Source organism: Ideonella alba, assembly GCF_018069875.1.
In the GTDB taxonomy this organism is placed as follows: Bacteria; Pseudomonadota; Gammaproteobacteria; order Burkholderiales; family Burkholderiaceae_C; genus Ideonella; species Ideonella alba.
The window spans coordinates 1-16,160 of record NZ_JAGQDF010000006.1; the positions used below are offsets into that span (position 1 = coordinate 1).

General features: G+C 69.9%; 18 protein-coding genes. 10 read left to right on the top strand and 8 right to left on the bottom strand.

All coding sequences use genetic code 11. The annotated features are described in order from the left end of the window. Positions 1–108 precede the first annotated feature (108 nt). The 3 genes from KAK07_RS11605 to KAK07_RS11615 form a co-directional block, all read right to left on the bottom strand. Positions 109–549 (bottom strand): hypothetical protein, encoded by a 441-nt coding sequence (locus tag KAK07_RS11605; protein ID WP_210853498.1) that lies wholly within the window; start codon positions 547–549, stop codon positions 109–111. Positions 550–681: 132 nt separating this feature from the next. Continuing rightward, positions 682–1,185: a hypothetical protein gene (locus KAK07_RS11610; protein ID WP_210857329.1), complete on the bottom strand. Its 504-nt coding sequence runs from the start codon at positions 1,183–1,185 to the stop codon at positions 682–684. 174 nt (positions 1,186–1,359) lie between these two features. Next, positions 1,360–1,872, bottom strand: coding sequence for a hypothetical protein (locus KAK07_RS11615; protein ID WP_210860859.1), 513 nt, complete (start codon positions 1,870–1,872; stop codon positions 1,360–1,362). Between the two features lie 228 nt (positions 1,873–2,100). Between KAK07_RS11615 and KAK07_RS11620 the strand changes: the two genes are divergently transcribed. The 6 genes from KAK07_RS11620 to KAK07_RS11645 all read left to right on the top strand — a co-directional run bounded on the left by KAK07_RS11620 (position 2,101) and on the right by KAK07_RS11645 (position 8,263). Next, on the top strand, positions 2,101–3,180 hold the full coding sequence (locus KAK07_RS11620) for an integron integrase (protein ID WP_210860861.1): 1,080 nt from the start codon (positions 2,101–2,103) through the stop codon (positions 3,178–3,180). 47 nt (positions 3,181–3,227) lie between these two features. Further along, positions 3,228–4,562, top strand: coding sequence for a glutamine synthetase family protein (locus tag KAK07_RS11625; protein WP_210860862.1), 1,335 nt, complete (start codon positions 3,228–3,230; stop codon positions 4,560–4,562). Positions 4,563–4,649: 87 nt separating this feature from the next. Further along, the gene (locus KAK07_RS11630; protein WP_210860864.1) at positions 4,650–6,035 is read left to right on the top strand and encodes an aspartate aminotransferase family protein; all 1,386 of its coding nucleotides are present in this window, start codon (positions 4,650–4,652) and stop codon (positions 6,033–6,035) included. Beyond that, positions 6,028–6,825, top strand: a complete 798-nt coding sequence (locus KAK07_RS11635; RefSeq protein WP_210860866.1) for an SDR family NAD(P)-dependent oxidoreductase — start codon at positions 6,028–6,030, stop codon at positions 6,823–6,825. The genes KAK07_RS11630 and KAK07_RS11635 overlap by 8 nt, the downstream gene beginning before the upstream one ends. Further along, on the top strand, positions 6,822–7,601 hold the full coding sequence (locus KAK07_RS11640; protein ID WP_210860868.1) for an SDR family NAD(P)-dependent oxidoreductase: 780 nt from the start codon (positions 6,822–6,824) through the stop codon (positions 7,599–7,601). The genes KAK07_RS11635 and KAK07_RS11640 overlap by 4 nt, the downstream gene beginning before the upstream one ends. Further along, a complete protein-coding gene (locus KAK07_RS11645; protein ID WP_210860870.1) occupies positions 7,601–8,263 on the top strand; it encodes a GntR family transcriptional regulator in 663 nt (220 codons plus the stop codon). The genes KAK07_RS11640 and KAK07_RS11645 overlap by 1 nt, the downstream gene beginning before the upstream one ends. Before the next feature lie 303 nt (positions 8,264–8,566). Here KAK07_RS11645 and KAK07_RS11650 read toward each other — a convergent pair whose 3' ends face one another. Genes KAK07_RS11650 through KAK07_RS11660 form a run of 3 tightly spaced genes read right to left on the bottom strand, consistent with a single transcriptional unit; the run spans position 8,567 to position 10,546 of the window. After that, a complete protein-coding gene (locus KAK07_RS11650) occupies positions 8,567–9,004 on the bottom strand; it encodes a hypothetical protein (RefSeq protein ID WP_210860872.1) in 438 nt (145 codons plus the stop codon). Between the two features lie 53 nt (positions 9,005–9,057). Then, the gene (locus tag KAK07_RS11655) at positions 9,058–9,483 is read right to left on the bottom strand and encodes a GNAT family N-acetyltransferase (protein WP_210860874.1); all 426 of its coding nucleotides are present in this window, start codon (positions 9,481–9,483) and stop codon (positions 9,058–9,060) included. A 13-nt stretch (positions 9,484–9,496) separates the two neighbouring features. Next, positions 9,497–10,546, bottom strand: coding sequence for an asparaginase (locus KAK07_RS11660; protein WP_210860876.1), 1,050 nt, complete (start codon positions 10,544–10,546; stop codon positions 9,497–9,499). A 38-nt stretch (positions 10,547–10,584) separates the two neighbouring features. On the opposite strand from KAK07_RS11660, the gene KAK07_RS11665 reads away from it, so the two are divergent. Continuing rightward, positions 10,585–11,067 (top strand): hypothetical protein, encoded by a 483-nt coding sequence (locus tag KAK07_RS11665; RefSeq protein ID WP_210860878.1) that lies wholly within the window; start codon positions 10,585–10,587, stop codon positions 11,065–11,067. Positions 11,068–11,086: 19 nt separating this feature from the next. Here the strand turns inward: KAK07_RS11665 and KAK07_RS11670 are convergent, their stop codons facing one another. Beyond that, the gene (locus KAK07_RS11670) at positions 11,087–11,347 is read right to left on the bottom strand and encodes a VF530 family protein (protein ID WP_210860880.1); all 261 of its coding nucleotides are present in this window, start codon (positions 11,345–11,347) and stop codon (positions 11,087–11,089) included. Between the two features lie 120 nt (positions 11,348–11,467). On the opposite strand from KAK07_RS11670, the gene KAK07_RS11675 reads away from it, so the two are divergent. Genes KAK07_RS11675 through KAK07_RS11685 form a run of 3 tightly spaced genes read left to right on the top strand, consistent with a single transcriptional unit; the run spans position 11,468 to position 13,817 of the window. Next, positions 11,468–12,349: an EamA family transporter gene (locus KAK07_RS11675; RefSeq protein ID WP_210860882.1), complete on the top strand. Its 882-nt coding sequence runs from the start codon at positions 11,468–11,470 to the stop codon at positions 12,347–12,349. Continuing rightward, a complete protein-coding gene (locus KAK07_RS11680) occupies positions 12,346–13,314 on the top strand; it encodes a S1/P1 nuclease (protein WP_210860884.1) in 969 nt (322 codons plus the stop codon). Before KAK07_RS11675 ends, KAK07_RS11680 begins: the two co-directional genes overlap by 4 nt. Continuing rightward, positions 13,311–13,817, top strand: coding sequence for a GNAT family N-acetyltransferase (locus KAK07_RS11685; protein ID WP_210860885.1), 507 nt, complete (start codon positions 13,311–13,313; stop codon positions 13,815–13,817). Before KAK07_RS11680 ends, KAK07_RS11685 begins: the two co-directional genes overlap by 4 nt. On the opposite strand, the gene KAK07_RS11690 is transcribed toward KAK07_RS11685, so the two are convergent. Further along, complete coding sequence (locus tag KAK07_RS11690) at positions 13,790–16,126, bottom strand: YgiQ family radical SAM protein (RefSeq protein WP_375141226.1); 2,337 nt, start codon at positions 16,124–16,126, stop codon at positions 13,790–13,792. The two genes, KAK07_RS11685 and KAK07_RS11690, sit on opposite strands and share 28 nt — an antisense overlap. Positions 16,127–16,160 lie beyond the last annotated feature (34 nt).

A 16,160-nucleotide genomic window follows, 5' to 3' on the forward strand; every position in this document is an offset into this window, starting at 1 on the left:
TGGACGGATGATGACCTAAGCCGGGAAGCGGGCCAAGTGCCATGACGGTGGGCGTCGGTTCCAGCGAGGGGTTAGGCCTCGCCGGGGTGGCACCGTTGCTGCGTGGCGCTACCAGAGTTTCCACCATGGTTTGCGGTTGGCATTCGCCTGTGCTGCGCATGCGTTGAGCCGGGACTGCTCTCGTGCGCCAAACTCTTGTAGCCAGCCGGCAAACTGCACACGCTCCCTCTCACCTTCAGCTGTAGAAGAAAAGAACTTCACCAGCAAGGGATGATGCTGCGCAAGCCACTCAACCGGAATTCGAGAAGCTTGAGTGGCGCTGTCGTCGGATGTGAAGTAGGCGACCAGGCCATTCAGAAACCGCCTGTCGTCGGGCTTCCCAGGAGGAGCGACCTGAACGTACTGCTCTTGGCCATGCTCCCCGACCAAATGGACTCGGAGTTCTCGGCTCTCAAACACTCGAACGGTAAGTCCAGGTGATTGCCGCTCATTGCTGGGAAGCTCGATGAGTCCGTGATTTGCAAGGTAGTCGGCAAAGGCGTCTGGCATGTGCGGCGCTTTTCTGCGAGGTCTAACGTTGAAGCTGAGCGGCCGAAGACAACTGGCCGCGCGCAGCGATGATGAACTGGTGAGCGTAGCGCGGCCAGTTGGCGGAGGTCCACTCAAGCGCCCTGTTAGCCATCACTCTTCTCTGTCTAGCGTTTGGCCGGCAGCACCAATTCCCAGTGGACTCTGAAGCACGTAGTAATGCTCACCAAGCAGCATTGCGACTACACCACGCGCGCGACTGTAGTAGAAGACGCGCTGGCGCCCTGCGTCGCTGGTTTGAACGATCGCGAGCACGTTGCCAATTGCCGAACCTGCCAATTGGAAGTCCTTGGATAGGCCAGTGCACTGGTAATGAAATCCTGGCCTCCGCCATTCCTTGAGCGGCTCGCAGGCATTTCGCGGCATCTCAAACGAGAGATAGCGCGAAATCATGCAGAAGCCGCCATCGTCGCTATCACAGCGCGACACTTCAAAGAGGATATCGAAGACGCGAAATCCATTGGACCTCATCTCGAGTCCGATGTCGGAACGCACATCGTTCTCTCCGATGCGCGGCACCGCCCTGTACATGGAGTCGTGAGTAACGTTGAAAGGCGCTGCTGCCGATGCGCTATGGATACACCAGATCAGCAGCATCTCAGCGAATTTCCTGCCTGCGGTCGCGCTCAGTGGCATGGCGGTTGGATTGATGGCTAACGCTTGAGCTGAGGGGCCGACGCCGGCGTGGCGCTTGGCCCGACGGCCGGATGATGGACCACACCGGCTGGTGGGCCAAGTGCCACGCCGGTGGAGGTCCGCTCCAGCGAAGGGTTAGGCCGCTGTGGGGCCACGGTCGATATGCCGTTCGGCGGCCGCTTTGAGCATGGGCCAGTCCACAAGGCTCTTTGCAGCTTCAGCATGGCCTTGTGACGCCGCAGCATTGAGGAGCGATTCAGCCCTGAGCAATGCTTCGAGCGAGCGCATCCGCATTGCCTGTGAATGCAACTCAATGAAGAGGTGGAACTGTGCGTCTGCGTCGTTGGCCCTGGCTTGTTCCTCAAGCTCCGCAACGTACTCGGAGTGCGCTATGGCTGACTCGGCCGGGTAGTCGCGAATGTTGACTTTCTTGATGGCGCCGAGATCAAGAAGCGAGAAGGCCATGCCACCCAGTGTTTTCTCCGCCTCGTCCGGAGGGAGAGACTTGAAGTACTCGACCTCTGGGCACACACCGTCAAAGGCATCCCGCCGCAGCGAGGCCGTGTCACTTGAGTTGACTGAGTAGAAGATGAACTTCTGCTTGTCTTCGTCGTAGTGAATTAGGAGGTCGTTCTTCTCGCGAGGCATGGAGTGTGTGTATCAGCGGCCTAACGTGTTTTGGGGATCAACAGCCTGCGCCACTATTGGACCACTGCGCCCTAAGATGGCCGCCGTTGGCAATCGCAAGTGCCTGTCGCATCTGTCTTTTTCCCTGGCTTGACTGGCTTTTTATCCAGTATTAAATTTGGCGCGAAAACCGGCGCCTGTTACAAAACATTCTGCAGCGCAGCCGGGGGTTTGCCAAGGGAGGCAACGATGGCAGAAAAGGCCGTGGCGTCCGCGGCGGCAGGGCCGCGTCTGCTGGACCGGCTGCGTGCGCGCATCCGGGCCAAGCACTACAGCCTGCGCACCGAGCAGGCTTATGTGTTCTGGTGCCGGGCGTTCATCCGCTTCCATGGGCTTCGCCATCCGGCGCAGATGGGCGGGCCCGAGGTCGAAGCCTACCTGACCCACCTGGCCGCTGATCGCGGGTTGTCGCCGTCCAGCCATGGGCAGGCCTTGTCGGCACTGCTGTTCCTCTATGGCGAGGTCCTGGGTCTGCAACTGCCCTGGATGGACGAGATCGGTCGGCCGGTGCCGCCCAAGCGTTTGCCTGTGGTGCTCTCGGTGCAGGAGGTGAGCAGCGTGTTGGCGGAACTGGAGGGCGTGAACCGCTTGCTCGCGCAGCTGCTGTACGGCACCGGTCTGCGCATCTCCGAGGCCCTGCGCCTGCGCGTCAAGGATGTCGACTTCACCCACCGCGCCATCATCGTGCGTTCGGGCAAGGGCGACAAGGACCGGGTGGTGATGCTGCCCGCCAGTCTGGCTGCCGCGCTGCGCGAGCAACTGGCCCAGGCCAGGGCCCTGTGGGCCGACGATGCGGCGCACGACCGGGGCGGGGTCGAGTTGCCGCATGCGCTGGCGCGCAAATACCCGCGAGCGCCGCAGAGCTGGGCCTGGTTCTGGGTGTTCCCGCAGGACCGGCACAGCACCGACCCGCGCACCGGCGTGATCCGCCGACACCACCTGTTTGATCAAAGCTTCCAGCGCGCCTTCAAGCGCGCCGTCCAGTCCGCCGGCATTGCCCGCCCCGCCACCCCGCACACGCTGCGCCACTGTTTTGCCACGCACCTGCTGCAGTCGGGCGCCGACATCCGCACGGTGCAGGAGTTGCTGGGCCATGCGGATGTGTCCACCACGATGATCTACACGCATGTGCTGAAGGTGGGCGGCCTGGGTTCGCGCAGCCCCTTGGACGCGCTTCAGCTGCCGCCGGCCCCGATGATGCAACTCCCAAAGTCAGATCGCAAACCACCCGTCAACGCCCTCGTCTTCCCTGAATTACCCAGCGCCTGACAGAGATTTTGTGATCACATCAATGCCAATCGGCTACACTGCCAGGCATGGACACCCCCCTGCACGACTTCCTCTCACGCCACCGCATCCACGAGGTCGAGTGCGTGATCCCGGACATGACCGGCATCGCCCGCGGCAAGATCCTGCCGCGCGATCTGTTCCTGGCCAGCGGCGAGATGCGCATTCCCAAGAGCGTGCTGCTGAACACGGTGAACGGCCAGCAGCCCGACAACGGCCCCTTCGTGGGCGACACCGACCCCGACATGGTCTGCAAGCCCGATGCCGCCACCGTGCGCATCGTGCCCTGGGCCGCCGAGCCGGTGGCGGTGGTGATCCACGACTGCGAGGAGTGGGACGGCCGCCCGGTGCAGTTGTCGCCGCGTGCGGTGCTGCGCCGCGTGCTGGCGCTGTACGAACGCCAGGGCTGGAAGCCGGTGGTCGCCCCCGAGATGGAGTTCTACCTGGTGGCCCGCCAGCAGAACCCGCACGAGCCGCTGCAGCCGCCGCTGGGCCGCACCGGCAAGCCCGAGGTGGGTCGGCAGAGCTACTCGATTGACGCCGTCAATGACTTCGACCCCTTCTTCATGGAGCTGTCCAACTTCTGCGACCAGCACCAGCTGGGCGTCGAGACACTGATCCACGAAGCCGGCCCCGGCCAGATGGAGATCAACTTCAGCCACGGCGAACCGCTGGAGCTGGCCGACCGCGTGTTCCTGTTCAAGCGCGCAGTGCGCGAGACCGCGCTGCGCCACGGCGTGTTCGCCACCTTCATGGCCAAGCCGATGGAAGGCGAGCCGGGCAGCGCGATGCACATCCATCAAAGCATCGTCGATGTCGACGGCGCCAACATCTTCAGCCGGGCCGATGGCGGCCCGTCGGAGCTGTTCCACCACTTCATCGGCGGGCTGCAGACCTACATCCCGCAGGTCATGCCGATGTTCGCGCCCTACGTCAATTCGTACCGCCGGCTGGCACCCTACATGTCGGCGCCCATCAATGTGCGCTGGGGCGATGACAACCGCACCTGCGGCATCCGCATCCCAAAGTCAGGCCCGGCCGCGCGTCGCGTGGAGAACCGCGTGCCCGGCGTGGACGCCAACCCCTACCTGGCGATGGCCGCCACGCTGGCCTGCGGCTGGCTGGGCCTGCAGGGCGGCCTGCAGCCCAGCGAGCCCACCCAGGGCAGCGCCTGGAACGTCAGCCACGAGCTGCCGCGCCACCTGGAAGATGCGATCGAGGCCATGCGCGCCTGCGAGCCCATGAAGGAGATCCTGGGCGAGACCTTTGTCGATGCCTTCTGCGCCGTCAAGGAGCTGGAATACGCCACCTACAACCGCGTCATCAGCAGCTGGGAGCGCGAGCATCTGCTGCTGTTGGTCTAGAGGCGCAGCCAGATTCGCGGCTGCCGCCGAAAGGGCGGGCGCCTGCGGCGCCCCTCGCAGCCCCACATGTTCCCGGAGATTCGATTCATGAGCGCACATGCCCCCCACCAGCGGCCAGACACTGGCGTGTCCCCGCTGAGTGTCCAAGCCCTCCTCGCCCGAGAGCGCGATCGCTATGCCCAGACACACCCGCGCTCGCGCGAGCTGGCCGGCCGCGCCGCCGAGCACCTGATGTTCGGCGTGCCGCTGCACTGGATGAACGACTGGGGCACGCCCTTCCCGCTGCAGGTGGCGCACGCCCAGGGCGCGCAGCTGACCGACGTGGACGGCCACACGCTGGTGGACTTCTGTCTGGGCGACACCGGCGCCATGTTCGGCCACTCGCCCGCGCCGGTGGCGGCCGCGCTGCAGCGCCAGGCCGCCGCCGGTCTGACCACCATGCTGGCCAACGAGGACGGCGCGGTGGTCGCCCAGTTGCTGGCCGAGCGCTTCGGCCTGCCGCAGTGGCAATTCGCGATGACCGCCACCGATGCCAACCGCTTCGTGCTGCGCTGGCTGCGCGCTGCCACCGGCCGGCCGGTGCTGCTGGTCTTCAATGGCTGCTACCACGGCACGGTGGATGACGTCTTTGTCGACCTGATAGCCGGCCAGCCGGTGCAGCGCCCCAGCCTGCTGGGCCAGGTGCACGATCTGCTGCCCACCACCCGCGTGGTCGAGTTCAATGACCTGGCCGCACTGGAAGCCGCGCTGGCGCCCGGCGACGTGGCCTGCGTGCTGGCCGAGCCGGTGATGACCAACATCGGCATGGTGCTGCCGCAGCCGGGTTTCTGGGAAGCCGCGCAGGCCATCATCCGCCGCCACGGCACGCTGCTGGTGATGGACGAGACCCATACCCTCAGCAGCGGCCCGGGCGGCTACGCGCAGGCCCACGGCATCGCAGCCGATGCGGTGGTGGTGGGCAAGGCGCTGGGCGGCGGCATGCCTTGCGCCGCCTACGGTTTCACGGCCGATCTGGCCGCGCGCGCGCAGGCCGCCAAGCGCGCCGCGCCGCCGGGGCACTCGGGCATCGGCACCACACTCACCGCCAACCTGCTGGCCATGGCCGCCATGCGCGCCACGCTGGAGCAGTTGCTGCGGCCCGAGGTCTTTGCGCCCATGCACGCCCGCGCCGCCGCCCTGGCCGACGGCCTGCGTGCGCTGTTCCAGCGCCACGGCCTGCCCTGGTGCGTCACCCAGGTGGGCGCGCGCACCGAGTTCCAGTTCTGCGCCCAGCCGCCCCACAATGGCAGCGCCGCCGGTGCCGCCATGGACCCTACGCTGGAGCACGCGCTGCACCTGTACCTGCTCAACCGCGGCGTGCTGATCACGCCCTTCCACAACATGATGCTGGTCTGCCCCGACACCACCAACGCCGACCTCACCCGCCTGCTGCAGGCCATGGACGGCGCCCTGAAGGAACTGGGCCGTGGCTGAGTCCGTCGTCCAACACCCGCTGTTTCGCCTCAGTGGCCAGGTGGCGCTGGTCACCGGCGCCGGCAGCGAACACGGCATCGGCTTTGCCACTGCCCGGCTGCTGGCCGAACTGGGCTGCGAGGTGGCCTTGGCCGCCACCACCATGCGTGTGCACGACCGCGCCAACGCGTTGCGCGAGCGCGGGCATGTGGCGCGCGGCTACGTGGCCGACCTCACCGATGCCGCCGCCGCCACCAACCTGGTGGCGCAGGTGCTGGCCGACGCGGGCCGGATCGACATCCTGGTGAACAACGCCGGCATGGCCCAGCAGGGCCAGGCCGAAGACTTCACGCCCCTGGCCGAACTGGACGACGCCCAGTGGCACGCCAGCATCGCCCGCAACCTGGACACCTGCTACCTGGTCACGCGGCGCGTGCTGCCTGGCATGCTGGCGCGCGGCCACGGCCGCATCGTCAACGTGTCCTCGGTCACCGGGCCGCTGGTCAGCAACCCGGGCGAGGCCGCCTACAGCGCCGCCAAGGCCGCCGTGGTAGGCCTGAGCCGGGCGCTGGCACTGGAAGTGGCCGGCCAGGGCGTCACCGTCAATTGCGTGGCCCCAGGCTGGGTGGCCACCGGTTCCACCACGCCCGAGGAAGCCCAGGCCGCCCGACACACGCCCATGGGCCGCGCCGGCACACCCGACGAAATGGCCGCCGCCATCGCCTTCCTGGCCATGCCGGGCGCCGCCTACATCCAGGGCGAGCTGCTGGTGGTCGATGGCGCCAACTGCCTGCAGGAGCGCAAGGGATGAGTGTCTTCGCGCCCGACCTGATGCAGGGCCGCGTGGTGCTGGTCACCGGTGCCGCCGGCGGCGTGGGCGGCGCGCTGGCCGACCTGCTGGCCAGCCTGGGCGCGCGCCTGCTGCTGACCGACGTGCAGGCCGAACCGCTGCGGGCCCGCGCCCAGGCGCTGGGCGCCAGCGCGGTGGTGGCCGACCTGCGCGACAGCGCCCAGGCCGACCACCTGGTGCAGCAGGCGCTGGACCGCCACGGCCGCCTGGACGGCCTGGCCAACTGCGCCGGCCTGTGGGTGGAAGGGCCCAGCGAGCGCGCCACCGAGGCCGACTGGCAGCGCTGCATCGACGTCAACCTGAAGGCCGTGTTCTTCCTGTGCAGCCGCGCCATTCCGGCGCTCAGCGCCAGCCGCGGCGCGATCGTCAACATCGCCTCCGATGCCGGCGTGGTGGGCAACGCCGGCGCCGCCATCTACTGCGCCAGCAAGGGCGGCGTGGTGCTGATGAGCAAGGCACTGGCGCGCGAGTTGGCGCCGCAGGGCGTGCGCGTCAATGCACTGTGCCCCTCGGACATCGCCTCGCCGATGCTCGACTTCCAGGCCCAGCGCTATGGCGAAGGCGACCCCGCCGCCTACCACCGCCGCCTGCTGGCCCACTACCCGCAGAGCGACGCGGCGCGTTTCCTCAGCCCGATGGAGGTGGCGCAGCACGCGGTCTGGCTGCTGTCGCCCGCCTGCACGGGTGTCACCGGCGCTGCGGTGATGCTCGACTTTGGTCTGACCGCCGGCTACTGATGAACCCCGCCGAGGATCCCAGCACAACCCAGCAGGACGAGGTCTACGCCCGCCTGCGCCAGTGGATCACCGTGGGCCGTTTCCTGCCCGGCGAGCGGCTGAAGATCCGCAACGTCGCAGCCGACCTGGGCGTGGGCCAGATGCCGGTGCGCGCCGCACTGCAACGCCTGGCCGCCGAGGGCGCATTGGTCAACATCCCCAACGCCGGCGTGGCCGTCCCGCGCCTGGGCGTGGCCGAGTTCGACGACCTGCTGCAGACCCGCATGCTGCTGGAAGGCGAGGCCGCCGAACGCGGCGCCGCGCGCCTGGACACCGCGCAGCGCAAGGCCCTGAAGGCCCTGTGCACCCGCATGGCCCAAGCCCTGGCCCGCGGCGACGCGACCGACTACCTGGCCGCCAACGAGGACTTCCACGTCATCCTCTACCAGGCCGCGGGCTCGCCCACGCTGTGGCGCCTGATCGACACCCTGTGGCTGCAGGCCGGCCCCATCAGCAACCAGCTCTTCGACACCCCCGACGCCGCCCGCGTGCTGAACGACGCCCACGAGGCACTCATCAAGGCATTGGCGCGCAACGACAGCGCCGGAGTGCGCCGCGCGGTGGAGCAGGACATCTTCGTAGCCGGGCAGTTCCTGCGCCAGCGGTTACGTGACGGCAGCTAACTGCCCAAGGCAGTCATTGCGCGCAGATGTGGTCGAGGCGAGGTGGGGGAAAGGGGCCTCTCTCATGTCCCCCGGCCTGCGGCCTCCTCCTTGACTTCGTTCGACCCCTTTCCCCCACCTCGCTTGGCACCGTTTCGGGACTGCTCGCGCGAGCAGTGCGGGAACGTCGGTAGCGGGTGAGGGGGAGTTCGCTTGGCCGAAGTCAAGGAGGAGGCCGCAGGCCGGGGGACATGAGGACAAGCGAACTCCCCCTCGGCCGCCGCGCCACACCGTCGCAGTCAACCCAACGGCCGGTCAGGGAAGTCAGCCGCCGTTCGCCGGCACCGTTGGCGGACGCCCCCGCCCCCGCTTGGCCTGCTCGATGCGTTCGTTGAGTTGCGCGAACTCGGCCAGCAGCGCCTGGCAGGCGGCGGCGGGGGATTCGCAGAGGTGGTCGGTGCGCACCTGGACCTGGCCGTCGGCACCGCGCACCATCGTGCGGCGCAGCACCGCCGGGTAGGCGGCATGGCCCACCGGCGGGAAGGACCACTGGGCGGCGGCGGCCGGCTCGTTCACCGTGGTCCAGCCGTCGCCGTGGGTGACCACGGTGTCCTTGCCGTCGCGGGACTCCAGGTCCTTCAGTGCGGCAGCCACGCTGGGGTAGTTGATACCGGGCGCGGCGGACTGCTGCGCCAGTGCCTGATCGCTGAGGGCCAGCACGGCCAGCAGTGCTGCCAGGGTGGGGACGATGCGGGAGTTCATGCGCTGCATGGTAGTGCGGCGCCAGGGCCGCCAGGCACAGGGGAACTCCTGCGTCAGGAATGGGGCAGTTCGCGCAGGAACAGGTACTTCACATGGCCGCCGCCGAAACCCTCGATGCGGGCTTGTTCAGCGTAGCCCAGCGCGGCGTAGAAGCGCGGCGCCTGGAAGCTGAAGGTGGTCAGGTAGACGCGCCGCACGCCGCGCTGCGCCGCGGCTGCCTCGAAGCACTGCATCAGCGCACGGCCCAGGCCCTGCTTGCGCTGCTCGGGCAGCACCCACAGTTGCTGCAGCTCGGCGCATTCACCCCAGGTGCGGCCCAGCGCGCCGCCCAGCACACGCCCCTGCGCATCACGGGCCAGGCAGGCCAGCGAGCGCACGCCAACCACCCAGGGCGCGTTGTGCGCCTCCAGGCCGTCGTCAACGATGCCCGCATCGGCCGGCCAGTCCTCGTGCTCCGACAGTTGCCAGCCCGTGCTCATCCATCCCTCCGGTTCAGCGGGCCAGCGTGGCCAGCGCCTGCTGCAGGCTGCTGGCGGGTCGCAGCGCGCCCACCACGGTACCGCGCCAGTTGCGCAGCGTCACCGCCACACGGGGGGCCAGCACGGCGGCATCGGCCTCGTCGCGCACCAGCAGCGCCTGCACCACGCTGGCCAGCACCACCTCGGCGGCGCGGGCGTTGTTGCCATCGTCCACCTTGATCGCCACGCCCCAGCCGCGCTCGGGCAGTGCGGCGCAGTACACCCCCTCGGCGCCCACCTTGCAGCACAGGCGCTCGCCGAAGTGCGCCATCAGGTCGGTGTCCAGGCGGCCGCTGCCGGCCACCATGAAGGGCTGCGCGGCAATGGCCTGGCGCAGGCGCCGCGCCGCCACCGCGTGCCCGGCCGACAGGCCCAAGCCGCTGGCCACCCGCGCAAAACCCAGCGCCAGCGCCTGCAGCGGGATCGCGAAGGTGGGGATCGAGCAGCCGTCGATGCCCATCGGCGCGTGCGCCAGGTCGTGGCCGGTGGCCGCCTGCAGCGCTGCACTGACCTCGCGCATCACCGGATGCTGCGGCTGCACGTAGCCCGACAGGAAGCCGCGCCCATCGGCACCACCGGCCAGCAGGCAACCCAGGCAGGCCAAGCCGCTGTGCTTGCCCGAGCAGTTGTTGTGCAGCGCCGAGGGCTCGGCGCCGCTGCGTGCCAGGGCGCGCGTGGCCGGCTCGAAGCCAGGCCAGTGGGCGCCGCATTCCAGCACGCTGTCGTCCAGCCCCAGGCGGGCCAGCAGGCCCGCTGCGGTCGCCACATGGGGCGGCTCGCCGCCGTGCGAGGCGCAGGCCAGGGCCAGTTCGGCGTCGCTCAGCTGCCAGCGGTCCGCCGCACCGCTGGCCACCAGCGGCAAGGCCTGCAACAGCTTCACCGCCGAGCGCGGAAACACCGGCCGCGATGCATCGCCCAGCGCCAGCACGGTGGTGCCCTCGGCATCGACGATGACCAGCGCACCGCGGTGCGCCGATTCCACGGTGTCGCCGCGCAGCACCTCGACCAGAACCGGGTTGCTCATGACCGCAGTATGCCGCGCCGGCCCCCTACACTGTGGCCATGACTTCCCCCACCGACGACGGCGCCGTGGTCCACGAGGACCGGCTGTGGGCCGACAAGGGCTGGACCGCCCGCGTGATCAAGAACGAGGACGACGACGGCTGGGCCGTGGCCATGTACAAGCAGGGCGTGGATGAGCCCGCGCTGGTCGGCCCCTGGACCATGGGCCGCGACAAGAAGAACCCCAAGCCGCTGGACGCGGGCGCCTTCAACACCCTGGTCAAGACCGCCAGCGAGGTGCTGCGCCGCCATGAGCAGCACCTGCAGGCCACGCTGCACCAGGAGATCACCGTGTCGGCCGGCGGTGGGCGCATCAGCGTCCGCCTGGACATCACGCCCGATGACGATCAACCCAGCGCCCGACTGACCGCGGTCGATGACAGCGGCGAGGAACTCGCCGCCGTGGCCGTGTCACCGGGCTTCAGGCTCAACCGCGCCAGCGCCGAGGCCTGGATCGCCAGCGACTACGCACGCCCCCGTTAGGCCCGACCGCGTGCTGCGCTCAGCGCCGCTGCGGTGCGCGCGTCAGCTCGCGCTGCATGAACAGGTACAGGCTCTCCAGCTTGGCGCGCGCCCAGGGCGTCTTGCGCAGGAACTTCAGGCTGGAGGCCACGCTCGGGTCGCTCTGGAAACAGCGCACCGGCAAGCGCTCGGCCAGGCCGGCCCAGCCGTAGTGCGCGGCCAGCGCCACCACCATGGCCTCCAGCGTCACGCCATGCAGCGGGTTGCGGGGCTGGACGGGCGGCGGGGGGACGGGGTGCATGGCCGCATTCTCGCCGCCATCGCCGACAATGCCGCGATGCGCCCCTGCCCGCCGCGCCCCTCGTCGCTGCCGACGCCACACCCCTGCGGCCGCGCCACGCGGGCCCGGCACCACTGAACCATGCCGATCAGCGCGCTGGCCCTGGTGATCATCGCCGCCCTGCTGCACGCGCTGTGGAACGTGGCCGCCAAGAAAGCCGGTGGCAACCACCACTTCGTGCTGCTGTCGGCGATTGGCATCGTCGTGTTCTGGGCGCCGGTGGGCGTGTGGGCCGCGTGGACCGAACTGCCGCGCTGGGGCGCGCTGGAGTGGGGCCTGGTGACGGCCAGCGCCGTCACCCACCTGGTCTACTTCAATGTGCTGCTGACCGGCTACCGGCGATCTGACCTGAACGTGGTCTACCCGGTGGCGCGCGGCACCGGCCCGCTGCTCAGCGCCGCGCTGGCCTGGTGGCTGCTGGCCGAAACGCCCGGCCCACTGGGCGTGGCCGGGGTGCTGGCGGTGTGCGCGGGCATCTGGCTGATTGCCGGCGGCCCGGCGCTCTGGGCACGCGCCCATGACCCGGCGCAGCGCCTGCGCGTGCGCGCCGGCCTGGCCTGGGGTGCGGCCACCGGCGTGCTGATCGCCGGCTACACGGTGATCGACGGCTATGCGGTGAAGGTGCTGATGGTCTCACCCATCCTGGTCGACTACTTCGGCAACCTGCTGCGCGTGCCCTTCATGCTGCCGGCCTGCTGGCGCGACCGCAGCGGCTTCGTGCAGGCGCTGCACACGCAATGGAAGCACGCGCTGGTGATGGCGGTGTTCAGCCCGCTGGCCTATGTGCTGGTCCTGTACGCAGCCACGATGGCGCCGCTGTCGCATGTGGCGCCGGCGCGCGAGGTGTCGATGCTGTTCGCCGCGCTGATCGGCGGGCGCTGGCTGGGCGAGGCCGACCGCGGCTGGCGCCTGGCGGGCGCGGCCTGCATGGCCGGCGGCGTGGCCGCGCTGGCGCTGGGATGACGATGAAGCACCTGGCCCTGCTCCTGCTGCTGGTGCTGACACTGGGAACGGCCAGGGCCTGGGGCCCGCGCGGCCACCAGGCCAGCGTGGCCATCGCCGAATCGCTGATCGCCGGCAGCCGTGCCGAGCGCGAGGTGCGCGCGCTGCTGCAGCCGGTGGGCTGGACCCTGGCCGACGCCGCCCAGCGGCCCGACTGCCTGCGCGGCGTGGGCCGCCCCGGCAGCGTCCCCAGCGGGCCGCGCGAGTGCCGGGTCTTCAGCGCCGAGGACCTGACCCGCGCGGTGGCGGCCTTCGAGGGCGCCTGCGGCCCGCACACCTCGCCCGAGGCCTGCCACCGCCGCCTGCACTACACCGACGTCGCGCTGCAGCGCCCGGCCTGGCGCCCGGGCCTGGCGGGCACGCGGCCGGACGACATCGTCGGCGCGCTGCAGGCCGCCATTGCCACGCTGCGCGGTGAGTCGCCCGCCGGAACGCTGCGCTTCGAGAACAAACGCGAGGCCCTGGCCTGGCTGGCCCACCTGGTGGGCGACCTGCACCAGCCGCTGCATGTGGGCGCGCTCTACCTGGACCGCGCGGGCCGGCCGATCGACCCCGACCACGCCCCTCATGACCACGCCAACGACACCACCGGCGGCAACCGCCTGAGCGTGGGTGAGCGCAACCTGCACGCGCTGTGGGACGCCGCGCCCTCGCTGAACCTGGACGCGGCCCTGCTGGCCCAGGCCCGCGCCCTGCCCCGCCCCGAGCTGCCCGTGTCGCAATGGCCCGCCGCCTGGGCCAGCGACACGCTGGACGTGGCGCGCCAGGCGCTGTCGCCGCTGCGCTTCGGGCCAGCGCAGGGCGACCCGCCGCAGTGGACCCAACTGGGCCCCGATGACGCGGCGGCGCGCGACGCCCTCCAGCGCCGCCAACTGCTGCGCGCCGGCGCCCGGCTGGCGCAACTGCTGCAGGCGATCTGGCCATGATCACACTGACCGCGATCACCCTGGACGACGCCGCGCCGCTGTGGCCGCTGATCCAGGACCCCGCCCTCTACACCTACACCGACGACCACCGCCCGCCCGGCCTGGCGGCCTGGCAATCGCGCGTGGCGCGCTGGGTGGCCGGCGCGCCCGCGGACAGCGGCGAGACCTGGCTCAACGCCGTCATCCGCGACCGCGCCAGCGGCGCGCCGCTGGGCCTGGTGCAGGCCACGCGCGAGGCCGATGGCCGGCTGTGGGTGGGCTACCGCATTGGCAGCACGCACGCCGGCCGGGGCGTGGCCACCGCGGCGCTGCAGGTCTGGTTGCAGCAACTGCTGGCGCGCTGGCCGGGCAGCACCGTGTGGGCCAGCGTGGACCTGCGCCACACCGCGTCGCGCCGGGTGCTGGACAAGTGCGGCTTCGTGCTCGACCACAGCGCACCCAGCACGCTGCACGGCGCGCCCAGCGAGGACGCGCTCTACCGCTTCGGACCGCCGGGCCGCTGAGGCTTGCGCGGCGCCGGCCGCGCACCGGTCTCGCGCGGCGGCAGGCCGGTGTGCTGGGTCAGCACCCGGCCCTTCTTCGGCGCCGCAGCGGGTGCTGCGGCCTTGGTGGGCGTCGAGTTGCTGCGCCGCGGGCTCTGGTAGCCGGCGTCCTCGCGCGGCTGCCAGGTCGGCACCAGCTGGTGCTTGCCATTGCCGATCAGGTCGGCCCGGCCCATGTCCTTCAGCGCCTCGCGCAGCAGCGGCCAGTTGGCCGGGTCGTGGTAGCGCAGGAAGGCCTTGTGCAGGCGGCGGCGACGGTCGCCCTTGACGATGTCCACCTTCTCGGCGCGGCTGTCGCGATGGATGCCGCGCAGCGTGTTCAGGCCGGTGTGGTACATCGCGGTGGCGGTGGCCATCGGGCTGGGGTAGAAGGTCTGCACCTGGTCGGCGCGGAAGCCGTTGCGCTTGAGCCAGAGCGCCAGGTTCATCATGTCCTCGTCGCGCGTGCCCGGGTGGGCGGCGATGAAGTACGGGATCAGGAACTGCTGCTTGCCGGCCTCGGCATTGGCCTGCTCGAACATCGCCTTGAAGCGGTCGTAGGTGCCGATGCCGGGCTTCATCATCTTGGACAGCGGGCCGTCCTCGGTGTGCTCGGGCGCGATCTTCAGGTAGCCGCCCACGTGGTGGGTGACCAGTTCTTTCACGTACTCGGGCGACTGCACCGCCAGGTCGTAGCGCAGGCCCGAGCCGATCAGGATCTTCTTCACGCCCTTGAGCGAGCGGGCGCGCCGGTACATCTTGATCAGCGGGCCATGGTCGGTCTTCAGGTTGGGGCAGATGCCGGGGTAGACGCAGCTGGGCTTGCGGCAGGCGGCCTCGATCTCAGGACTCTTGCAACCCAGCCGGTACATGTTGGCGGTGGGGCCGCCCAGGTCGCTGACCACGCCGGTGAAGCCTTTCACCTTGTCGCGCATGTCCTCGATCTCGCGGATCACCGAGTCTTCCGAGCGGCTCTGGATGATGCGGCCCTCGTGCTCGGTGATCGAGCAGAAGCTGCAGCCGCCGAAGCAGCCGCGCATGATGTTCACGCTGAAGCGGATCATCTCCCAGGCGGGGATCTTGGTGGCGCCGTCATGGCTGCCCTGCGCGTCGGCATACGAGGGGTGCGGCGCACGCGCGTAGGGCAGATCGAAGACGTGGTCCATCTCGGGCGTGGACAGCGGGATCGGCGGCGGGTTGACCCACAGGTCGCGCGCGATATGGCCCTCGCCGTGGCGCTGCACCAGCGCGCGGGCGTTGCCGGGGTTGGTCTCCAGGTGCAGCACGCGGCTGGCGTGGGCGTAGAGCACCGGGTCGGACTTGACCTGCTCGTAGGCCGGGATGCGGATGACGGTGTGGTCACGCGGCGTGGTGATCGCTCGCGCGCCCTGGTGTTCCAGCGCGCGGCGCACCAGGCGCACCGGCTGCTCGGCGGCCGGCTCGGCAGCGCCCTCGGCACAGGCGGCGCCGGGCGTGGTGTCGACCTCGGCGTAGGGGCTCAGCAGGGCATCGACATGGCCGGGGGTGTCGACCTCGGTCGAGTCGATCTCGAACCAGCCGGCCAGCGCCGGGTCATCGGGCTTGCGCAGGAAGGCGGTGCCGCGCACGTCGGTGATGCTGTCGATCGGCTTCTTCTGCGCCAGCCGGTGCGCGATCTCGATGATGGCGCGCTCAGCGTTGCCATACACCAGCAGGTCGGCCTTGCTGTCAACCAGGATGGAGCGGCGCACCTTGTCGCTCCAGTAGTCGTAGTGGGCGATGCGGCGCAGGCTGGCCTCGATGCCGCCGATCACCACCGGCACATCCTTGAAGGCCTCGCGGCAGCGCTGGGTGTAGACCAGGGTGGCGCGATCGGGCCGCTTGCCGGCCACGCCGCCGGGGGTGTAGGCGTCGTCGCTGCGGATCTTCCGGTCGGCCGTGTAGTGGTTGATCATCGAATCCATGTTCCCGGCGGCCACGCCGAAGAACAGGTTCGGGCGGCCCAGCGCCGCGAAGGGCTCGGCCGAGTGCCAGTCGGGCTGGGCGATGATGCCCACCCGGAAGCCCTGCGCCTCCAGCGTGCGGCCGATCACCGCCATGCCGAAGCTGGGGTGGTCGACATAGGCGTCGCCGGTGACGATGATGATGTCGCAGCTGTCCCAGCCGAGCGCGGCCATCTCCTGCCGGCTCATCGGCAGGAAGGGCGCGGGCCCGAAACGCTTGGCCCAGAACGGGCGATAGGCGGTCAGCGCCTTCGGGCGGGCGGGGGCGGCGGAGGTGGTGGTGACGGTCACGGCGGGGTGCAGGGGCAACCCTGTATTGTCGGCGTTCCGGCCGCGGCGGGTG

Bases quoted from the DNA above. Each gene is read 5' to 3' on its own strand.
- KAK07_RS11605 (WP_210853498.1), bottom strand. From the start codon at position 549: ATGCCAGACGCCTTTGCCGACTACCTTGCAAATCACGGACTCATCGAG.
- KAK07_RS11610 (WP_210857329.1), bottom strand. From the start codon at position 1,185: ATGCTGCTGATCTGGTGTATCCATAGCGCATCGGCAGCAGCGCCTTTC.
- KAK07_RS11615 (WP_210860859.1), bottom strand. From the start codon at position 1,872: ATGCCTCGCGAGAAGAACGACCTCCTAATTCACTACGACGAAGACAAG.
- KAK07_RS11620 (WP_210860861.1), top strand. From the start codon at position 2,101: ATGGCAGAAAAGGCCGTGGCGTCCGCGGCGGCAGGGCCGCGTCTGCTG.
- KAK07_RS11625 (WP_210860862.1), top strand. From the start codon at position 3,228: ATGGACACCCCCCTGCACGACTTCCTCTCACGCCACCGCATCCACGAG.
- KAK07_RS11630 (WP_210860864.1), top strand. From the start codon at position 4,650: ATGAGCGCACATGCCCCCCACCAGCGGCCAGACACTGGCGTGTCCCCG.
- KAK07_RS11640 (WP_210860868.1), top strand. From the start codon at position 6,822: ATGAGTGTCTTCGCGCCCGACCTGATGCAGGGCCGCGTGGTGCTGGTC.
- KAK07_RS11645 (WP_210860870.1), top strand. From the start codon at position 7,601: ATGAACCCCGCCGAGGATCCCAGCACAACCCAGCAGGACGAGGTCTAC.
- KAK07_RS11650 (WP_210860872.1), bottom strand. From the start codon at position 9,004: ATGAACTCCCGCATCGTCCCCACCCTGGCAGCACTGCTGGCCGTGCTG.
- KAK07_RS11655 (WP_210860874.1), bottom strand. From the start codon at position 9,483: ATGAGCACGGGCTGGCAACTGTCGGAGCACGAGGACTGGCCGGCCGAT.
- KAK07_RS11660 (WP_210860876.1), bottom strand. From the start codon at position 10,546: ATGAGCAACCCGGTTCTGGTCGAGGTGCTGCGCGGCGACACCGTGGAA.
- KAK07_RS11665 (WP_210860878.1), top strand. From the start codon at position 10,585: ATGACTTCCCCCACCGACGACGGCGCCGTGGTCCACGAGGACCGGCTG.
- KAK07_RS11670 (WP_210860880.1), bottom strand. From the start codon at position 11,347: ATGCACCCCGTCCCCCCGCCGCCCGTCCAGCCCCGCAACCCGCTGCAT.
- KAK07_RS11675 (WP_210860882.1), top strand. From the start codon at position 11,468: ATGCCGATCAGCGCGCTGGCCCTGGTGATCATCGCCGCCCTGCTGCAC.
- KAK07_RS11680 (WP_210860884.1), top strand. From the start codon at position 12,346: ATGACGATGAAGCACCTGGCCCTGCTCCTGCTGCTGGTGCTGACACTG.
- KAK07_RS11685 (WP_210860885.1), top strand. From the start codon at position 13,311: ATGATCACACTGACCGCGATCACCCTGGACGACGCCGCGCCGCTGTGG.